Annotated in this window: 16 protein-coding genes, 1 tRNA gene, 1 pseudogene and 2 riboswitches; of the genes and pseudogenes, 13 read left to right on the top strand and 5 right to left on the bottom strand. The window is 72.3% G+C overall.

All coding sequences use genetic code 11. From position 1 onward, the window contains the following. Nucleotides 1-3: 3 nt before the first annotated feature. From ACQEUU_RS10895 to ACQEUU_RS10875, 5 genes are all read left to right on the top strand, one after another. Nucleotides 4-768: a 3-oxoacyl-ACP reductase gene (locus ACQEUU_RS10895; RefSeq protein WP_270157814.1), complete on the top strand. Its 765-nt coding sequence runs from the start codon at nucleotides 4-6 to the stop codon at nucleotides 766-768. A gap of 20 nt (nucleotides 769-788) precedes the next feature. Next, entirely contained in the window at nucleotides 789-1526 is a 738-nt protein-coding gene (locus ACQEUU_RS10890; protein ID WP_433063750.1) for a gamma-glutamyl-gamma-aminobutyrate hydrolase family protein, read from the top strand. A 17-nt stretch (nucleotides 1527-1543) separates the two neighbouring features. Then, nucleotides 1544-1641, top strand: a riboswitch (glycine riboswitch). Continuing rightward, a riboswitch (glycine riboswitch) is annotated at nucleotides 1642-1739 on the top strand. Between the two features lie 34 nt (nucleotides 1740-1773). Beyond that, entirely contained in the window at nucleotides 1774-2883 is a 1110-nt protein-coding gene (gene gcvT / locus ACQEUU_RS10885; RefSeq protein ID WP_433063748.1) for a glycine cleavage system aminomethyltransferase GcvT, read from the top strand. Further along, complete coding sequence (gene gcvH, locus ACQEUU_RS10880; protein ID WP_270157811.1) at nucleotides 2880-3269, top strand: glycine cleavage system protein GcvH; 390 nt, start codon at nucleotides 2880-2882, stop codon at nucleotides 3267-3269. Before gcvT ends, gcvH begins: the two co-directional genes overlap by 4 nt. 58 nt (nucleotides 3270-3327) lie before the next feature. Next, nucleotides 3328-4704: an L-serine ammonia-lyase gene (locus ACQEUU_RS10875; RefSeq protein WP_433063745.1), complete on the top strand. Its 1377-nt coding sequence runs from the start codon at nucleotides 3328-3330 to the stop codon at nucleotides 4702-4704. Here ACQEUU_RS10875 and ACQEUU_RS10870 read toward each other — a convergent pair. Both ACQEUU_RS10870 and ACQEUU_RS10865 read right to left on the bottom strand, forming a co-directional pair. Next, on the bottom strand, nucleotides 4691-5230 hold the full coding sequence (locus ACQEUU_RS10870; RefSeq protein WP_433063742.1) for a hypothetical protein: 540 nt from the start codon (nucleotides 5228-5230) through the stop codon (nucleotides 4691-4693). The genes ACQEUU_RS10875 and ACQEUU_RS10870 overlap by 14 nt on opposite strands. Next, nucleotides 5230-5829, bottom strand: coding sequence for a DUF6286 domain-containing protein (locus ACQEUU_RS10865; RefSeq protein ID WP_433063739.1), 600 nt, complete (start codon nucleotides 5827-5829; stop codon nucleotides 5230-5232). The genes ACQEUU_RS10870 and ACQEUU_RS10865 overlap by 1 nt, the downstream gene beginning before the upstream one ends. Nucleotides 5830-5967: 138 nt before the next feature. On the opposite strand from ACQEUU_RS10865, the gene ACQEUU_RS10860 reads away from it, so the two are divergent. Beyond that, the gene (locus ACQEUU_RS10860) at nucleotides 5968-7158 is read left to right on the top strand and encodes an amino acid deaminase/aldolase (RefSeq protein WP_433063736.1); all 1191 of its coding nucleotides are present in this window, start codon (nucleotides 5968-5970) and stop codon (nucleotides 7156-7158) included. A 3-nt stretch (nucleotides 7159-7161) separates the two neighbouring features. Here ACQEUU_RS10860 and ACQEUU_RS10855 read toward each other — a convergent pair whose 3' ends face one another. Further along, complete coding sequence (locus ACQEUU_RS10855; RefSeq protein ID WP_433063733.1) at nucleotides 7162-7491, bottom strand: DUF3618 domain-containing protein; 330 nt, start codon at nucleotides 7489-7491, stop codon at nucleotides 7162-7164. A 123-nt stretch (nucleotides 7492-7614) separates the two neighbouring features. Here ACQEUU_RS10855 and bcp point away from each other — a divergent pair, with 123 nt between their 5' ends. The 3 genes and pseudogenes from bcp (at nucleotide 7615) to ACQEUU_RS10840 (ending at nucleotide 9297) form a co-directional block, all read left to right on the top strand. Continuing rightward, complete coding sequence (bcp, locus tag ACQEUU_RS10850; RefSeq protein WP_433063730.1) at nucleotides 7615-8088, top strand: thioredoxin-dependent thiol peroxidase; 474 nt, start codon at nucleotides 7615-7617, stop codon at nucleotides 8086-8088. Nucleotides 8089-8624: 536 nt separating this feature from the next. Continuing rightward, a tRNA-Leu gene (locus ACQEUU_RS10845) sits at nucleotides 8625-8697 on the top strand. A gap of 96 nt (nucleotides 8698-8793) precedes the next feature. Then, a pseudogene (locus ACQEUU_RS10840) lies at nucleotides 8794-9297 on the top strand (DUF4291 domain-containing protein). A gap of 63 nt (nucleotides 9298-9360) precedes the next feature. Here the strand turns inward: ACQEUU_RS10840 and ACQEUU_RS10835 are convergent. Both ACQEUU_RS10835 and ACQEUU_RS10830 read right to left on the bottom strand, forming a co-directional pair. Further along, nucleotides 9361-10494: a 2-hydroxyacid dehydrogenase gene (locus ACQEUU_RS10835; RefSeq protein WP_433063728.1), complete on the bottom strand. Its 1134-nt coding sequence runs from the start codon at nucleotides 10492-10494 to the stop codon at nucleotides 9361-9363. Between the two features lie 32 nt (nucleotides 10495-10526). Continuing rightward, nucleotides 10527-11105: a hypothetical protein gene (locus ACQEUU_RS10830; protein ID WP_433063726.1), complete on the bottom strand. Its 579-nt coding sequence runs from the start codon at nucleotides 11103-11105 to the stop codon at nucleotides 10527-10529. 146 nt (nucleotides 11106-11251) lie between these two features. Between ACQEUU_RS10830 and ACQEUU_RS10825 the strand changes: the two genes are divergently transcribed. The 4 genes from ACQEUU_RS10825 to ACQEUU_RS10810 all read left to right on the top strand — a co-directional run bounded on the left by ACQEUU_RS10825 (nucleotide 11252) and on the right by ACQEUU_RS10810 (nucleotide 16432). Next, nucleotides 11252-12415, top strand: a complete 1164-nt coding sequence (locus ACQEUU_RS10825) for a sensor histidine kinase (RefSeq protein WP_433063723.1) — start codon at nucleotides 11252-11254, stop codon at nucleotides 12413-12415. Between the two features lie 29 nt (nucleotides 12416-12444). Continuing rightward, nucleotides 12445-13083, top strand: a complete 639-nt coding sequence (locus tag ACQEUU_RS10820) for a response regulator (RefSeq protein ID WP_433071808.1) — start codon at nucleotides 12445-12447, stop codon at nucleotides 13081-13083. Nucleotides 13084-13233: 150 nt separating this feature from the next. Further along, on the top strand, nucleotides 13234-13944 hold the full coding sequence (locus tag ACQEUU_RS10815; RefSeq protein WP_433071806.1) for an ABC transporter ATP-binding protein: 711 nt from the start codon (nucleotides 13234-13236) through the stop codon (nucleotides 13942-13944). Nucleotide 13945: 1 nt separating this feature from the next. Further along, nucleotides 13946-16432, top strand: coding sequence for an ABC transporter permease (locus ACQEUU_RS10810; protein ID WP_433063720.1), 2487 nt, complete (start codon nucleotides 13946-13948; stop codon nucleotides 16430-16432). The last annotated feature ends 88 nt before the right edge of the window (nucleotides 16433-16520 follow it).

Here is a 16520-nt window from a genome sequence, read left to right as displayed (position 1 = left end):
GACATGCAGCGTTTGCTGGACCGTGTGGCCGTCATCACCGGGGCGGGCAGTGGCATCGGCCTGGCCACCGCCCACCGGTTCGCCGAGGAGGGCGCCAAGGTCGTCTGCGTCGACGTCGACGAGGAGGCGGGCGCCAAGGCCGCCACCGCGGTCGGCGGCCTGTTCGTCAAGGCGGACGTGACCAGCGAGGACGACGTGGTCCGGATGTACGAGACCGCGTTCGGCGCCTACGGGAGCGTGGACGTCGCGTTCAACAACGCGGGCATCTCGCCGCCCGACGACGACTCCATCCTGGAGACCGGCCTGGACGCCTGGCGCCGGGTCCAGGAGGTCAATCTGACCAGCGTCTACCTGTGCTGCAAGCACGCCATCCCGTACATGCGCCGCCAGGGCAGGGGCTCGATCATCAACACCGCCTCGTTCGTGGCCGTCATGGGGTCGGCGACCTCGCAGATCTCCTACACCGCGTCCAAGGGCGGGGTGCTGGCCATGTCGCGTGAGCTGGGGGTGCAGTTCGCCCGCGAGGGCATCCGGGTCAACGCGCTGTGCCCGGGGCCGGTGAACACGCCGCTGCTCCGGGAGCTGTTCGCCAAGGACCCCGAGCGGGCGCAGCGTCGGCTGGTGCACGTGCCGCTCGGCCGCTTCGCCGAGGCGTCGGAGATCGCGGCCGCGGTCGCGTTCCTGGCCAGCGACGACGCCTCGTTCATCACGGCGTCGCAGTTCCTGGTCGACGGCGGCATCTCCGGCGCGTACGTGACGCCCCTGTGAGCAGGACCCTGAGCCGGACCGTGAGCCGGACCGTGAGCCGGCCCGTCATCGGTGTCAGCACCTACGTCGAGCCCGCGCGGTTCACGGTGTGGGACCTGCCCGTGGCGCTGCTGCCGTACATGTACGTGGAGCAGGTGACGCGGGCGGGCGGGCAGCCGGTGCTCATCCCGCCGGCGGGCGAACCGGCGGCGCTGGTGCCTCGGCTGGACGGGCTGATCCTGGCGGGCGGCGGGGACGTCGATCCGGAGCGGTACGGGGCGTCCCCCCACCCCCACACCGACTACATCCGGAAATTTCGGGACACGGCGGAGTTTGGCCTGATGACCGCGGCGCTGGAGGCCCGCCTCCCCTTCCTGGGCGTGTGCCGGGGCCTCCAGGTCCTCAACGTCACCCTGGGCGGCACCCTCCACCAGCACCTCCCGGACGTGACCGGCCACCGCGGCCATTCCCCCGCCCCAGGCGAGTTCGGCCACCTGCCCGTGCGCCCGGTCCCCGGCAGCAAGGTCGCGAAGATCCTCGGCGACGCCCCGGTCACCGTGCCGCACTACCACCACCAGGCGGTCGACCGCCTCGGCGCGGGCCTGACCGTGACGGCCACCACCGAGGACGGCACCGTCGAGGCGGTCGAACTCGACTCCCACCCCTTCGCCGTCGCCGTCCAGTGGCACCCGGAGGCGGCCCAGGACTGCGCGCTCTTCGAAGCCCTCGTCTCCGCCGCGAGACGGCCGGACGCGACAATTCGCTCCCCAGGCCGTTAGGCTTGCCGCATCACCGTCGAAGCCGTGCGGGAGAGCGTCCTGACAGCCGGTCGGGGCCCCTGAAGGAGCAAGCCCTCCCCGCGAACCTCTCAAGGCAAAGGACCGTACGGCCGAGGTGTCCTCTGGAAAGCAGGTCCGCGCGACCTCGCCGAAGGTGAAAGTCCGGAAAAAAGCCGGGCGAAACTCTCAGGCACCGACGACAGAGGGGGAGGATCCCGGCATCCGATCCTGCCCTGAGGTGCGAGACATGTCCCGATCGACGCCGCTGAGAGACGTGCACGAGTCTCTCGGCGCCACCCTGACCGACTTCGCCGGCTGGCTCATGCCGCTGCGCTACGGCAGCGAGTCCGCGGAGCACAACGCGGTCCGCCAGGCGGCCGGGCTGTTCGACCTGTCGCACATGGGAGAGATCTTCCTGACCGGCCCGCAGGCGGCGCAGGCCCTCGACCACGCCCTGGTGGGACACCTGTCGGCGCTGGCGAACGGGCGGGCCCGCTACACCATGATCGTCGACGAGCGCGGCGGGGTGCTCGACGACCTCATCGTCTACCGGCTCGGCGACGAGGAGTTCATGGTCGTGGCCAACGCGTCGAACGCGGACAAGGTCGCGGACGAGCTGATCGATCGCGCCAAGGCGTACGACACGCGGGTCGAGGACCGCTCCGACCGCTACGCCCTCATCGCCGTCCAGGGCCCACGGGCCGAGGAGATCCTCGCCACCCTCACCGACGCCGACCTCGCCGGCCTGAAGTACTACACCGGCCTGCCCGGCACGGTCGACGGCCGGAAGGCGCTCATCGCCCGCACCGGCTACACCGGCGAGGACGGCTTCGAGCTGTTCGTGGCCGCCGAGGACGCGGTGCCGCTCTGGCACGCGCTGACCGCCGCCGGCGAGCCGCACGGGCTGAAGCCGGCCGGGCTGTCCAGCCGTGACACGCTCCGCCTGGAAGCGGGTATGCCGCTGTACGGCAACGAGCTGAGCGCGGAGCTCACCCCGTTCGACGCGGGACTGGGCAGGGTGGTGAAATTCGACAAGCCGGGCGACTTCGTGGGCCGGTCGGCGCTGGAGGCGGTCAAGAACGTGCCGCCGCGGCGCCGCCTGGTCGGGCTGGTCGCGCGCGGCCGCCGGGTGCCCCGCCACGGCTACCCCGTCACCAAGGACGGCGCCGTCGTCGGCGAGGTCACCAGCGGCGCGCCCTCGCAGACGCTGGGCAAGCCCATCGCGATGGCCTACGTCGACACCGGCGTCGACGCCGGCGTCGACGCCGGCGTCGACGAAGGTCTGGCCGTGGACATCAGGGGCAGGCAAGAACCCGTGGACGTGGTCGAGCTGCCCTTTTACAGGAGGAACAAGTGAGCAACATCCCTGACGACCTGAGCTACACCAAGGAGCACGAGTGGGTCTCCGGCCTTGAGGACGGCCTGATCGCCACGATCGGGATCACCGCCTTCGCCGCCGACGCCCTCGGTGACGTGGTGTACGTGCAGCTCCCGGAGGTCGGCTCGACCATCGAGGCCGGGGACTCGGTCGGCGAGGTGGAGTCCACCAAGTCGGTGAGCGAGATCTACACCCCTGTCGGCGGCGAGGTGGTGGAGGTCAACCAGACCCTGGTGGACGACCCGTCGCTGGCCAACAGCGACCCGTACGGCGAAGGCTGGATGTTCCGGGTGCGCGCCGACGGCGACCCTGAGGACCTGCTGTCGGCCGAGGAGTACGCCGCACTCACCTCGGGCGAGTCCTGATCCACCGCCGGGGCCCGGCCGCGGGCCCCGGTTCCCACCTCGTGAAAGGCGCCCATCGATGGCGATCAGCGTCTTCGACCTCTTCAAGATCGGGATCGGCCCGTCCAGCTCCCACACCGGCGGTCCGATGGCCGCCGCGCACAAGTTCGCGCGCGGCCTGCACCACGACGGGCTGCTCGGCCGTACGGCCCGCGTCGAGGTCATCCTGTACGGGTCGCTCGGCCTGACCGGCAAGGGCCACGGCAGCGACAAGGCGGTCCTGCTGGGCCTGTCGGGCGAGAAGCCCGAGCTGGTGGACGTCGACGCCATCGACGGGCGGCTGGCCGCCATGCGCGAGTCCGGCACGGTCCGGCTGTTCGGCGAGCGCGAGATCCCGTTCGTGGTCGGCGAGGACCTGGTCTTCGAGCGCAAGATCTCGCTGCCCGAGCACCCCAACGGCATGCGCTTCACCGCCTACGACGAGGCGGGCGGGACCGTACGCGAGAAGGTGTACTTCTCGGTCGGCGGCGGCTTCGTGGTGGACGAGACCGCCACCGGCGCCGACCGCATCAAACAGGACGACACGGTCCTGCCCTATCCGTTCACCAGCGGCGAGGAGCTGCTCAAGCACTGCACGGCCACCGGCCTGTCGATCTCCGGGCTGATGCTGGAGAACGAGAAGGCGTTCGGCCTCGGCGAGGATGAGATCCGCGCCCGGCTCCTCGACATCTGGCGGGTCATGTCGGAGTGTGTGCGCCGGGGCATCGCCAAGGAGGGCGTGCTGCCCGGCGGGCTCAAGGTCAAGCGCCGCGCCCACCAGCTGCACCGCCGCCTGCAGGCGGAGTCCGCCGAGAAGGACCCGCTGCAGGCGATGGACTGGGTGTCGCTGTTCGCCCTCGCGGTCAACGAGGAGAACGCCGCAGGGGGCCGCATCGTCACCGCCCCCACCAACGGCGCGGCCGGCATCATCCCCGCCGTGCTCACCTACTACTCCCGCTTCGCCCCGAACTCCGACGACGACGGCGTGATCCGCTTCCTGCTGACGGCGGCGGCGATCGGCGTGCTGTTCAAGGAGAACGCGTCCATCTCCGGCGCCGAGGTCGGCTGCCAGGGCGAGGTCGGCTCGGCCTGCTCGATGGCCTCGGCCGGGCTCACCGAGGTGCTCGGCGGCACCCCCGAGCAGGTGGAGAACGCGGCCGAGATCGGCATCGAGCACAACCTAGGCCTGACCTGCGACCCGATCGGCGGCCTGGTGCAGATCCCGTGCATCGAGCGGAACGCGGTCGCCTCCATCAAGGCCATCACCGCCGCCCGCATCGCCCTGCGCGGCGACGGCCGCCACCACGTGTCGCTCGACAAGGCCATCAAGACCATGCGCGACACCGGCAGGGACATGCTCGACAAGTACAAGGAGACCTCGCGCGGCGGCCTCGCGGTGAACGTCATCGAGTGCTGACGCGCCGCGGCGCCGCCTGACGGCGGACGTGGACGCGGACGACCGCGCCGACCTCGTCGTCGCCGACCTCGCGGCGGATGCGGCCGACGATCTCCCGGTCCAGCTTGCCCACGACCGCGCCCACGTCCGCCTCCGCGGGGCAGGAGAACGAGATCCGCAGCCGGGCCGCGCCGTTCGGGTCGCCGAGCACCCGCACCCCCGCCCGCGACAGCCCTTCCACGTCCTTCAGGCCCACGCAGAGCATCGCGGTGCCCGTACCGGACCGCGCCCCCAACCGGCCCCAGCCGAGGCTCAGCACCAGCCACCGCAACGTCACCAGCGCCAGCACCACCAGCAGCAGCGCCATCGCCCACAGCGTCCACGGGTTCCCGGCCACGGCGTCGACGGTGCGCTCCGGCAGCACCCTGGCCCGCGGCGACAGCCCGGCCAGGTGCCCCCGGCCGCGCAGCCACGCATAGCCGCCGGCGAACAGCAGCACCGCGCCCACCACGGCCAGTCCCAGGCGGTTGCCCCCGTACTGCCGCATCACAGTCCCTTCCTGCGCAGCCGCATCACGACCTCGCCCGTGCCGAGCGTGCCCAGCCCCGCCAGCCGGTCGCCGACCGCGGTGCCCACCTGCCTGAGCATCGCGCCCGACGACTCGGGCCCGGTCGTCACGGTGACCTCGATGCGCCGCCTGCGCAGCCGTACCCTGACCCGTTCCACCCCCTCGGCCTGCCGCGCCACCGCCAGCAGCGTGCGGCGCAGGCCGGAGCGGGTGATGCCGATGACGATCAGCGGGTCCGTGGTCTCCACCGGTACGAGCCTGCACCGGCCCGGCAGCACCGCCAGCAGGATCAGGCCCGCGCCGGCCAGCGCCACCCCGAGCGCGGACAGCGACAGCTCCTTCCACGAGGTCGCGGACGCCAGCGCGACGGCGTCGTCCACGGGCACGACGCCGAGCGGCCGGCTCCACAGACCCGCGACAATCTCCGCGGCCACGAGCCAGAAGCCGGCGGTCAGGAGCGCCGCCACGATCACCGCGGCGGGCGTGCGGGCGGGCCTGAGCACCCGCCGGGACCTGCGGAGCGGGGAGTCGCGCGGGGCGACGGCGGTGCCGGGCAGGAGTTGCTGCAGCGTGGTCATCACACCCACCAGAGGTACACGGGCGGGGCTCGCGCTCGACCGTGTCCCCGCCGCCCGTTTGCACGATCATTACGGCCTGGGCGATCAATGCGAATCACCCTCATGTTCATCTGCCGGTTATGCCGTTACGCTGCCGGTATGGACGACCGCCAGCGCTACGACCGGGCCACCGCCTCGCTAGAGCCACCGTTCGCCATCCTCGACCTGGCCGCCCTGCGCGCCAACGCCGCGAGCATGGTCCGCCGCGCCGCCGGCAAGCCGATCCGGGTGGCCACCAAATCCATCAGGTCACGCCCGCTGCTGGACCAGGTGCTCGCCATCGACGGCTTCCGCGGCCTGCTGGCGTTCACCCTCCCGGAAGCGCTCTGGCTCGCCTCCCACGGCCACACCGACCTCGTCGTCGCCTACCCCACCGCCGACCGGCACGCGCTGGCCGAACTCGCCGGCGACGCCCAAGCCGCCCGCGACATCACCCTCACCGTCGACTCCGCCGAGCACCTCGCCTTCATCGACCACGCCCTGGCCGGCGTCCGCCCCCGGCACGAGATCCGGCTCTGCCTCGACGTCGACGCCGGCTTCGTCACACTCGGCGGCCGATTCAGGGCCGGCGCGCTCCGCTCCCCCGTCCGCGACGCCGACCAGGCAGCCGACCTCGCCGCCGAGATCGCCAAACGCCCCGGCTACCGGCTCACCGGCCTGCTCGCCTACGAGGCGCAGATCGCCGGCGTCGGCGACGCCCCGCCCAGCGCCGCGTACGGCCGCGCCGTACGCCTCATGCAGACCCTCTCGGCCAGAGAGCTCATCCTGCGCCGCGGCCGCATCGTCAACGCCGTCCGCCAGGTCGCCGACCTCGAGTTCGTCAACGGCGGCGGCACCGGCTCCATCGAACGCACCGTACGCGAGAAGGCCGTCACCGAGGTCGCCGCCGGATCCGGGCTCTTCCACCCCCGGCTGTTCGACTTCTACCGCGGCTTCACCGGCCGCCCCGCCGCGATGTTCGCCCTCCCCGTCGTACGCCGCCCCGGCCACGACACCGTGACCGTGCTCGGCGGCGGCTACCTCGCCTCCGGCCCCGCCGGACCCAGCCGCGTACCCCAGCCGTACCTGCCCGCCGGCCTGCGCTACAGCCGCGACGAAGGCGCCGGCGAAGTCCAGACCCCCCTCACCGGCCAGGCCGCCGAGGACCTGCGCATCGGCGACCGCGTCTGGTTCAGGCACGCCAAGGCGGGCGAGCTGTGCGAGCGCTTCGACACCCTGCACCTCGTCGACGGCGACACCGTCGTGGAATCCGTGCCGACCTACCGAGGCGAGGGCAGGACCTTCCTGTAAGCCCTACCGCCGCCTGCGCCGCCGCCACAGCACCACGGCCGCCCCCAGCGCCAGCACCGCGCCCAACCCGATCAGCACCGGAGCCAGGTCCGGCGGCTCCTCGTCCCACAGCCGGTCCGGGTCCTGCCCCAGCTCCACCGGCCGCGGCGACATGCCCAGCGCGTCACTCACCTGCGCCACCAGGTGACCGGCCCTGCTCTTCGCATCCGCCACCGTGCGCTCGGCGACCCGCTTCGGGCTCACCCGGTCGGCGATGGCGTCCACCGTCTGCGCCAACTCCGCGCGCGTCCGCGCGATCCGCCGCTCCAGCTCATCAGGATCGGTGTCAGCCATGACTCTCCTTCCGGCGCGCTCCTGCTCGTGACGATCAGTCTGTCAGGTCACCAGCCCGGACGGCACGGCAGGCCGCCGGTAGGTTCTCCAGTAGGTTCTCAAGAAGAACCACGGGAGGACCTGATGACCGAATCCAAGCTCGCGCCCGGCGACGCCGCGCCCGAGTTCACGCTGCCCACCGCCGACGGCGGCAGCGTCTCTCTCGCCGGCCACCGCGGCAAGCGGGTGATCCTCTACTTCTACCCCGCCGCCATGACCCCCGGCTGCACCAAACAGGCCTGCGACTTCCGCGACAACCTCGACCAGCTCACCGCCGAGGGCTACGTCGTCCTGGGCGTCTCCAAGGACAAGCCCGCCAAGCTGGCCACGTTCGTCGAACGCGACGCCCTGACCTTCCCGCTGCTGTCCGACCCCGAGCTGGCGGTCCACAAGGCGTACGGGGCGTACGGGCTGAAGAAGCTCTACGGGAAGGAGGTGGAGGGCGTCATCCGCTCCACCTTCGTCATCGACGCCGACGGCAAGATCGAACAGGCCCTCTACAACGTGAAGGCCACCGGCCACGTCGCGAGCCTCAAGAAGAAACTCGGCCTTTCCTGACAAAGAGCATTTCACCCGCCTGTGACCCTCAAGAATTGTCGGTGAGTTTTTCTATTCTCACGACATGGCCGCTTACCAGAAGTACACGCGAGAGATGCTCGCCGAGGCGGCGGCGGCTTCTCTCAGCGTCGCCGACGTGCTCCGCCGCCAGGGCATCAGGTGGACCGGCGCCAGCCACGCGCACATCGGTCGCCGGCTGAAGCACTACGCCATCGACACCTCGCATTTCGTGGGCAGGGCGCACGGCAAGGGCCGGAAACCTCCCACACTGCGCACCTACCAGGAAATACTCGTCCTCCGCCCGCCGGGTTCCATCCGCGATAAGGCGCCTGCGCCGCGCCGGGCCATGCAGGAAGCCGGGCTGCCGTACGCCTGCGCAGGCTGTAGGATTGACGGCACGTGGCAGGGCAGACCGCTCACCCTCCATGTCGACCACATCAACGGTGACTGGCTCGACAATCGACAGGAGAATGTGCGATTCCTCTGCCCTGACCGCCATTCTCAGACCGCGAATTCCGCCGGTAAGGGAAAGGTGAGGGGCCGTAGCCCAATGGCAGAGGCACAGCTTTTAGGTAGCTGACAGTGTGGGTTCGAATCCCACCGGCCCCACACATATTTCCTGAATGCGGGAACAGGGCCCCCTTCCTCATCAGAGCGATTGATCCGGTCGATCGACGACAAGCAGGTTCGTCATGCTGCGGGGTCATGAAACGCTTCGTCCCGCCCTTCGAACGCGAACGGATGACCTGGATCAAACCGTCCTTCCTGTGGATGATGTACCGCTGCGGATGGGCCACGAAGCCAGGCCAGACCAGGGTCTTGGCCATCGACATCACGTGAGAGGGGTTCGCCTGGGCGCTGGGACACTCCTGCCTCAGCCATCCCGACGCCGGGACCGGCCATGCGGAGTGGAAGAAACGCTTACGCGAAAGCCCGGTCCGGATCCAGTGGGATCCTGAACGCGACCCGCACCACCATGCCCTGCCCCATCGATCCATCCAGATCGGGCTGTCCGGCGTTGCCGTCGCCCGCCATGTCGACCAATGGATCCTGGGAATCACCGACCTGACCGATCGGGTCCGTGACATCCCGCAGGCGCTGCACGACGGGAAGGACGTCACCGAGATGCTCCCGGTGGAACGCCCGTACCCCCTGCCCACGCGACTCGCCGAGACCATCGGCGCGAGCACCGCACCTGCTCTCGGCTGAGCGAGCACGGCGACCTGTCGGCACCGCGACGGCGACCGGCTGGGCCACACTCGGCGAAGCCGATCACCCGACCGTGTTGGCCGGTTTCTCCCCGCGGGCGTACTGGGCTATCTGGGTGGCGGCGACCTGCCAGGCGCGGGTGTCGGCCTGGGGGACGTCGCCCGCCACGTGCGGGGTGACGAGGACGCCGGGGGCGTGCCAGAGCGGGTGGTCCGGCGGGAGGGGTTCGGGGTCGGTGACGTCGAGGATGGCGCGCAGGCGGCCGGCGCGGGTCTCGGCGAGCAGGGCGTGGGTGTCGACGACGGGGCCGCGGGCCGCGTTGAGGAGGATGGCGCCGTCCTTCATCGCGGCGAGGAAGCCCTTGTCCGCGAGGTGGTGGGTGTCGGGGGTGAGGGGCACCATGAGGGCGACCACGTCCTGGACCGGCAGCAGGGTGCGGAGGTCCGTCATGGGGACGACGCCGGGGCGGGCGCGGCGGGCCATCATCGTGATGCGCGGGCCGAACGGCTCCAGCCGGGCGCGGAGCTGGGTGCCGAGGTCGCCGGCGCCGATGATGAGCACCCGCTGGTCCCAGAGCGACTCGGCGACGTGCGGGTTCCAGCGGCCGTCGGCCTGGTCGGCGGCGAAGGCGGGGAGATCGCGGGCGACGGTCAGCAGGGTGGCGGCGGCCCATTCGGCGACGGCGGGGCCGTGGGCGCCGCGGGCGCTCGACAGGGTGACGTGCGCGGGCAGGCGGCCGGTCCAGGAGTCGGTGCCGGCGCTGAGGGTCTGGACGAGCCGGAGTGCGGGGAGCCGGTCGAGCAGGGCGAGGACGCGGTCCACGGGGCGGGAGGGGATGACGATGACCTCGGCCGCCTCGGCGCCTTCCGGGGGCTCGGCGCGCACGTCGTACAGCAGCGGGGTGACGCCGTCCACGGCCGACAGCGCGTCGAGGCCGCGCGGGTGTGGGACCAGAACGACGACGGGCAGCCGTGAGGCCGACCCGAACCGGCCCGCCTCACGCCGCGCGCCGCACGGCGCAGACCCGCCGGGAGAAACGTCCTCGCAGGACCGGGCGGACCCACTCGACGGGACAGGCTCGCTCGGTGGGACGTGCGGGTCCGGGGCGATCGGGTCGCTGGGCGGGGTGGGGTGGGGAGGGTGGTGGGGCTGGTGTGGCGGCATGGTGGTCCCGGGGTTCGGCTGCCCGGAGTTCATTCCCCGTACTCCCGCCGCGTACCCGGAGATCGCTAGCCGGTGCGCGTCGGCAGGGGCTGGGGTTCGAGCTGGCAGATGATCCGGCCCTCGGTCTGGAAGCATCGGCGCTCGCCGGGGCGCAGGGGGAAGTCGTCGTGCCGGTCGAAGGGGCCGGGCCGGTCCCAGGAGGCGGCGGGTTCCGGTCTGTTCCCGAGCTCGCCGGCCAGGGCGACGGCGCCGCCGCCGAGGAGGCCGCCGAGCACGAGGCCGGCGAGTCCGGCTCCGGCGATCTGGGTGCGCTTGTCTCGGAGCTTGTCTCGGAGGAGGTCGCCGAGGGCCGGCTTCGGGGGTGGCGCAGGCGGCAGCGGGTCCCAGCCGGGGCCGGAGTACGGGCCAGGCCCGAAGTCTCCGTAGGGAGTGGGGTGGACGGTGGTCCTGCCGTCGCCGGAGAACCCGAGGATCTCGGTGCGCGGCCGTTCCGCCGTGTCGTGCCGGCTCGGGTCGTAGCGGCTCGTGTCGTAGCGGCTCGTGTCGTAGCGGCTCGGGTCGTGGCGGCTCGGGTCGTGGCGGCTCGGGTCGCGCGGTGGTCCGTTCACACCGCGCGACCCGGCATCGCGATCATGATCCGTCATCACGATCTCCCTTTACTCGCCCCGGAGGGCGCTCCCGGGTACCAGGTTGCCGTAGCTGCCGTAAGCGTGGTGTAAGACCTGGGTCGTACGCGCACTTCCGTCTCAAGGCGGACCCGGGAGGTGTTCGGCGTCCGTATCGTGAGGATGTGTTCGGCAAGGTGAGGGCGTGGTCGGCGCGCCGCGGGAAGATGATGGACGCCCTGCGGGTGGCGCCCGTCGCGGTGCTGTGCCTCTTGCCGGCGGCCCCGCGCGCGTTCGACGAGCCTGCCGGGCTGGCCGGCCATGTCGCTCTGACGCTGGTGCTGCTGGCGCCGCTGATGGTGTGGTGGCGGCGGCCGGTTCTGGCGTTCTGCGGGGTCGCGCTGGTGAGTTTCGGCCAGTGGGCCGCGGGGGTGGAGGTGGTGCCGGCCAACCTGGCGGTGCTGGTGGCGCTCTGGGCGGTGGCCGCGCGGTGCTCGTTGCGGTGGTCGTCGGCGGCGGTGCTGGTGACGGAGCTCGGGGTGTTGCTGGCGCTGGTGCGGTGGGACACGCCGACGCTGGGCATGTTCACGACCGGTTCGATCCTCGTGGTGACGGTCTGGCTGGCCGGGCTGTACGCGAGCACGCGCAGGCGTTATCTGGAGGGCCTGGAGGAGCGGGCCAGGCGGGCGGAGCTGGAGCGCGACCAGCGGGCCAAGATGGCCGCCGCGGCCGAGCGGGCGCGGATCGCCAGGGAGCTGCATGACGTGGTGGCCCACCATGTGAGTGTCATGGTGGTGCAGGCCGACGGCGCGGGTTACGCGATCGGCTCCGACGCGGAGCAGGCCCGGCTGGCGGTGCGGGCCGTCTCCCGTACCGGCAGGGAGGCGCTGGCGGAGATGCGCCGGCTGGTGGGCGTGCTCAGGGAGGACGAGGGCGCGGGCGGCCCCGAGTACACGCCGCAGCCGGGGCTGGCGCAACTGGAGGACCTGGTGCGCGGGGCGGGCGTGCCGGCGCGGCTGCGGGTCGTCGGTGATCCCGGCGCGCCGCCGGAGGGCGTGCAGCTGGCGGTCTACCGCATCGTCCAGGAGGCGCTGACGAACGCGCTCAAGCACGGCGGCTCTCGGGTGCGCGCCCTGGTGGAGCTGCGGTGCCGCGACTCGGAGCTGGTGGTCCGGGTGACCGACGACGGTCTGGGTGCGGCCGCGCCGCCCGCCTCCGGCGGTCACGGGCTGCTGGGGATGCGGGAGCGGGCCGCCATGTACGGCGGGGAGGTCACGGCGGGGCCGCGGCCGGGTGGCGGGTTCGAGGTGCTGGCCAGGCTGCCGGTGCCGCGGGTGCGGGCGGCTTAGGGGTTCGGGTGGACGGGACGATCCGGGTGATGCTGGTCGACGACCAGGAGCTGTTGCGGGCGGGGTTCCGCATGGTGCTGGGCGCGCAGCCCGGCATCGAGGTGGTCGCGGAGGCGGGCGACGGGTCGCGCGCGGTGGAGCTGCTGCGGTCCGTCGAGGTGGACGTGGTGCTGATGGACGTGCGCATGCCGGGCATGGACGGGGTGGAGGCGCTCGGCCACATCCGGGGGCCGAAGGTGCTCATCCTGACGACGTTCGACCTGGACGAGTACGCGTTCGCGGCGGTCAAGGCGGGGGCCTCGGGCTTCCTGCTGAAGGACGTGCCCACGGCGGAGCTGGTGAGCGCGATCCGGTCGGTGCACGCGGGTGACGCGGTGGTGTCGCCGCGTACGCTGCGGCGGATGCTCGACCGGTTCGCCGCGCACCTGCCGTCGGAGCCGCCGGCCGCGGCGGCGGAGCTGACGCCGCGCGAGCGGGAGGTGCTGCTCATGGTGGCGCGGGGCCGCTCGAACGCGGAGATCGCGGCCGAGCTGGAGGTGGCGGAGGCGACGGTCAAGACGCATCTGGGGCGGGTGCTGGCCAAGCTGGGGCTGCGGGACCGGGCGCAGGTGGTGGTGTACGCGTACGAGGCGGGGCTGATCGTGCCGTCGCATCGGCTGAACGGCTGATGGGGGTCGTCCGGCGGCGCAGGTGAAGTCCCTCCTCAGGGCCCATGGATGGCGAGATTTCCGGCTTTAGCGTGAATCGCGTTCGTAAGTCCCTGACGAGGAGTGAACGTGAGCTTCACCGAGTCCCGGCACCATGGCCCTCCGGCCGTGATGGCCACATCCCTGACCAAGGTGTACGGCGAGGGCGACGCCCGGGTGCACGCGCTGCGCGAGGTGGACGTGTCCTTCGCCTCCGGCGCCTTCACCGCCATCATGGGCCCGTCCGGCTCGGGCAAGTCCACGCTGATGCACTGCCTGGCCGGTCTGGACACGGCCACCTCCGGCACTGTCCACATCGGTGACGTCGAGCTGACCGGGCTCGGCGACAAGCAGCTCACGCTGCTGCGCAGGGAGCGGATCGGCTTCGTCTTCCAGGCGTTCAACCTGTTGCCGACGCTGACGGCCGAGGAGAACATCCTGCTGCCGCTGCGGATCGCCGCCCGGCGGCCGGATCCGGCCCGCTACGACCGGGTGATCGCCACGGTGGGGCTGCGTGACCGGCTCGGGCACCGGCCGGCGGAGCTGTCCGGCGGCCAGCAGCAGCGGGTCGCGGTGGCCAGGGCGCTGATCAGCGAACCGCGGGTGATCTTCGCGGACGAGCCGACGGGCAACCTCGACTCGCGCAGCGGCGCGGAGGTGCTGTCGTTCCTGCGCGCGTCGGTGCGTGAGCTGGGGCAGACGATCGTCATGGTGACGCACGACCCGACGGCGGCCTCGTACGCCGACCGGGTGGTGTTCCTGCGTGACGGCCGGCTGGTGGACGAGCTGTCCGCGCCCACGCCGCAGACGGTGCTGGACACGCTGATCAAGCTGGAGGCGTGAGGTGCTGAGGACCGCACGCGCGGGGCTGCGGGCGCACCGGTTCCGGCTGCTGCTCACCTCGCTGTCGATCATGCTGGGGGTGGCGTTCATCGCGGGCACGTTCGTGCTGAACGACACCATCCAGGCCGGGTTCGCCGAGCGGGTCACGGCCGACGCCGGCAAGGTGGCGGTGGCCGTGCTGCCGGAGGATCCCGGCGAACGGATCGGGTCCGAGGTGCTGGCCCGGGTGCGGGAGGTGCCGGGCGTGCGCGAGGCCCAGGGCCTGGTACGGGCGAACGCGCCGCTGCTCGGCAGGGACGGCAGGGCGATCGGCGACGTGCCGGCCACGGCCGTGTCGATCGTCTCCGGGGCGCTGGACCGGACCACGATCGTCGGCGGCACCGGTCCGGGTTCCGACGACCACGCGGCGGTGGTCGACGAGAACACGGCCAGGGCCGAGGGGTTCAAGGTCGGCGACACGGTCAGGGTGCTCGACCACCGGGGGCAGGCGCACGCGTTCAAGCTGGTCGGCCTCCTGGATCCGGGAGTGGACCAGGAGCTGGCGTACACCGGCGCGGTCGGGTTCACCCCGGCCACGGCGCGGCGGATGACCGGCGTGAAGGGCTTCGCCGAGATCGACGTGGCCGGGGACGACCCGGCGGCGCTCAGGCGGGCCGTGGCGGCGGCCGCTGGTGGCGGCCACCGGGTGCTGACCGGTGAGGAGCTGGCGGCCGACCTGGCCCGGCGGGCCGGGCTGGAGCTGCGCGCGCTCACGGTCGGGCTGCTCATGTTCGGCCTGGTGTCGATGTTCGTGGCCGGGCTGGTCATCTACAACACCTTCGCCATCCTCGTGGCGCAGCGCGCCCGCGAGATGGCGCTGCTGCGCTGCGTCGGGGCGACCCGGGGACAGGTGTTCGGCTCGATCCTGATCGAGTCGGCGGTGGTGGCGCTGGTGGCGTCGGCGACCGGGCTCGCGGCCGGGTACGGGCTGGGCGCGCTCACGCTCGCGGTCCTCGACGCGCTGAACGCGCCGCTGCCGACCGAGGCGGCGCTCGCCCTGTCGCCGGAGACGATCGCCGTCGGCCTGGGCGTGGGCCTGGCAGTCACGGTCGGCGCGGCGGTGCCGCCCGCCCGGACCGCCACCCGGGTGGCGCCGGTGGCCGCGCTGCGCACGCAGGTGGAGGAGCAGCCGTTCCGCGCGGGCCGGCCGCGGGTGGTCCTCGCGGCGCTGTTCCTGGTGACGGGGCTCGGCGCGGCGGCGGCGGGGGCGCTGGTGCTCCCGCCGGGCGAGCAGGTCTCGCTGTTCGTGGTGATGGGGGGCGGCGTGCTGACGTTCCTGGGGGTGCTGATCCTGGGGCCGGTGCTGGTCAGGCCGTTGAGCCGGGTGCTCGGCCGGGTCCCGGCGGCGCTGTTCGGGGTGCCGGGGCGGCTGGCGGTGGACAACGCGGGACGCAACCCCGGGCGGGCGGCGACCACGACGGTGGCGCTGACGGTCGGGGTCACGCTGATGACGCTGATCTCTGTGGTCACCACGTCCACCCGGGCGACGGTCACGGAGAAGCTGGACGAGCAGTTCCCCGTCGACTATCTGCTCGTCCCCCAGGAGCGGGAGAGAGGCATCCCCCGGTCGGTCGGCGAGGAGCTGAAGGACCGGCCGGAGCTGGCCGCCGTGCTGCGGGTCCGCGAGAGCGCCGCGACGGTGGGCGCGGTGGACGTGCGGATCGGCACGTACGAGGGCCGGATCGGTCCGGAGCCGGTCTCCGGCGCGCTGCCCGAGCTGGCCGCCGGGCAGGTGGCGGTGCGCGGGAAGGCCGCGGCGGACCTGCGCGTGGGCGTCGGCGACACGGTACGGGTCGGCGCGGGGTCCGGGACGGTGGCGCTCACGGTGGTGGCGGCCCTGGGCGAGGCGTCGCCGTTGCCGTCGCTCGCCGTGGCCCCGGAGCAGTTCACCGAGTTGTTCGGTGACGTGCCGGACAGCCAGGTGGTGATCGTCATCGCGGACGGCGTGGCCCCGGAGCGGGCGCGGGCCGTCGTGGAGGCGGCCACGGCCGCGCACCCGACGGTCCAGCTGCGGAGCTCGACCGAGGTGCGCGGGGAGTTCGACGAGACGCTGGACATGCTGCTGATGATCGTCGCCGGGCTGCTCGGGCTGTCCATCCTCATCTCGCTGCTCGGCATCGCCAACACGCTCTCCCTGTCGGTGCACGAACGTACCCGGGAGTCGGCGCTGCTGCGGGCGCTCGGGCTGACCAGGGCGCAGCTGCGGCGGATGCTCTCGATCGAGGCGCTGGTGCTGGGGCTCGTCGGCGCGGTGGTCGGGGTGGTGCTCGGCCTCGTGTTCGGCTGGGCGGCCGGCCGGGCGATGCTGCCGGGGGCGGTCTTCGCGGTGACGCCGTGGCAGATCGGGCTGTTCGTGGCGCTGTCGGGGGTGGCGGGCGTGGTGGCCGCGATCCTGCCGGGGCGACGGGCGGCCAGGGCGTCGATCGTGGGAGCGCTGGGCACTGGCTGACAATCCGGATAAATCAGTTATCGCTGGCTAAATCCGGATATAGGTAACTCCGTCGCGAAGGGTCTTCGCTCCGGCGTGCCCGAGGCCG

It is taken from the genome of Nonomuraea sp. CA-218870, assembly GCF_050936535.1.
GTDB classification, from domain to species: Bacteria; Actinomycetota; Actinomycetes; order Streptosporangiales; family Streptosporangiaceae; genus Nonomuraea; species Nonomuraea corallina.
The sequence above is the reverse complement of the archived record's forward strand: the minus strand, read 5'-3'. Positions and strand labels throughout refer to the sequence as shown.

What these genes read in the sequence shown, in the direction of transcription:
- ACQEUU_RS10815 (WP_433071806.1), top strand. Translation starts at nt 13,234, where the DNA reads ATGGCCACATCCCTGACCAAGGTGTACGGCGAGGGCGACGCCCGGGTG.
- ACQEUU_RS10835 (WP_433063728.1), bottom strand. Translation starts at nt 10,494, where the DNA reads ATGAACTCCGGGCAGCCGAACCCCGGGACCACCATGCCGCCACACCAG.
- ACQEUU_RS10860 (WP_433063736.1), top strand. Translation starts at nt 5,968, where the DNA reads ATGGACGACCGCCAGCGCTACGACCGGGCCACCGCCTCGCTAGAGCCA.
- ACQEUU_RS10855 (WP_433063733.1), bottom strand. Translation starts at nt 7,491, where the DNA reads ATGGCTGACACCGATCCTGATGAGCTGGAGCGGCGGATCGCGCGGACG.
- ACQEUU_RS10830 (WP_433063726.1), bottom strand. Translation starts at nt 11,105, where the DNA reads ATGACGGATCATGATCGCGATGCCGGGTCGCGCGGTGTGAACGGACCA.
- gcvT (WP_433063748.1), top strand. Translation starts at nt 1,774, where the DNA reads ATGTCCCGATCGACGCCGCTGAGAGACGTGCACGAGTCTCTCGGCGCC.
- bcp (WP_433063730.1), top strand. Translation starts at nt 7,615, where the DNA reads ATGACCGAATCCAAGCTCGCGCCCGGCGACGCCGCGCCCGAGTTCACG.
- ACQEUU_RS10895 (WP_270157814.1), top strand. Translation starts at nt 4, where the DNA reads ATGCAGCGTTTGCTGGACCGTGTGGCCGTCATCACCGGGGCGGGCAGT.
- ACQEUU_RS10820 (WP_433071808.1), top strand. Translation starts at nt 12,445, where the DNA reads ATGCTGGTCGACGACCAGGAGCTGTTGCGGGCGGGGTTCCGCATGGTG.
- ACQEUU_RS10870 (WP_433063742.1), bottom strand. Translation starts at nt 5,230, where the DNA reads ATGCGGCAGTACGGGGGCAACCGCCTGGGACTGGCCGTGGTGGGCGCG.
- ACQEUU_RS10875 (WP_433063745.1), top strand. Translation starts at nt 3,328, where the DNA reads ATGGCGATCAGCGTCTTCGACCTCTTCAAGATCGGGATCGGCCCGTCC.
- ACQEUU_RS10865 (WP_433063739.1), bottom strand. Translation starts at nt 5,829, where the DNA reads ATGACCACGCTGCAGCAACTCCTGCCCGGCACCGCCGTCGCCCCGCGC.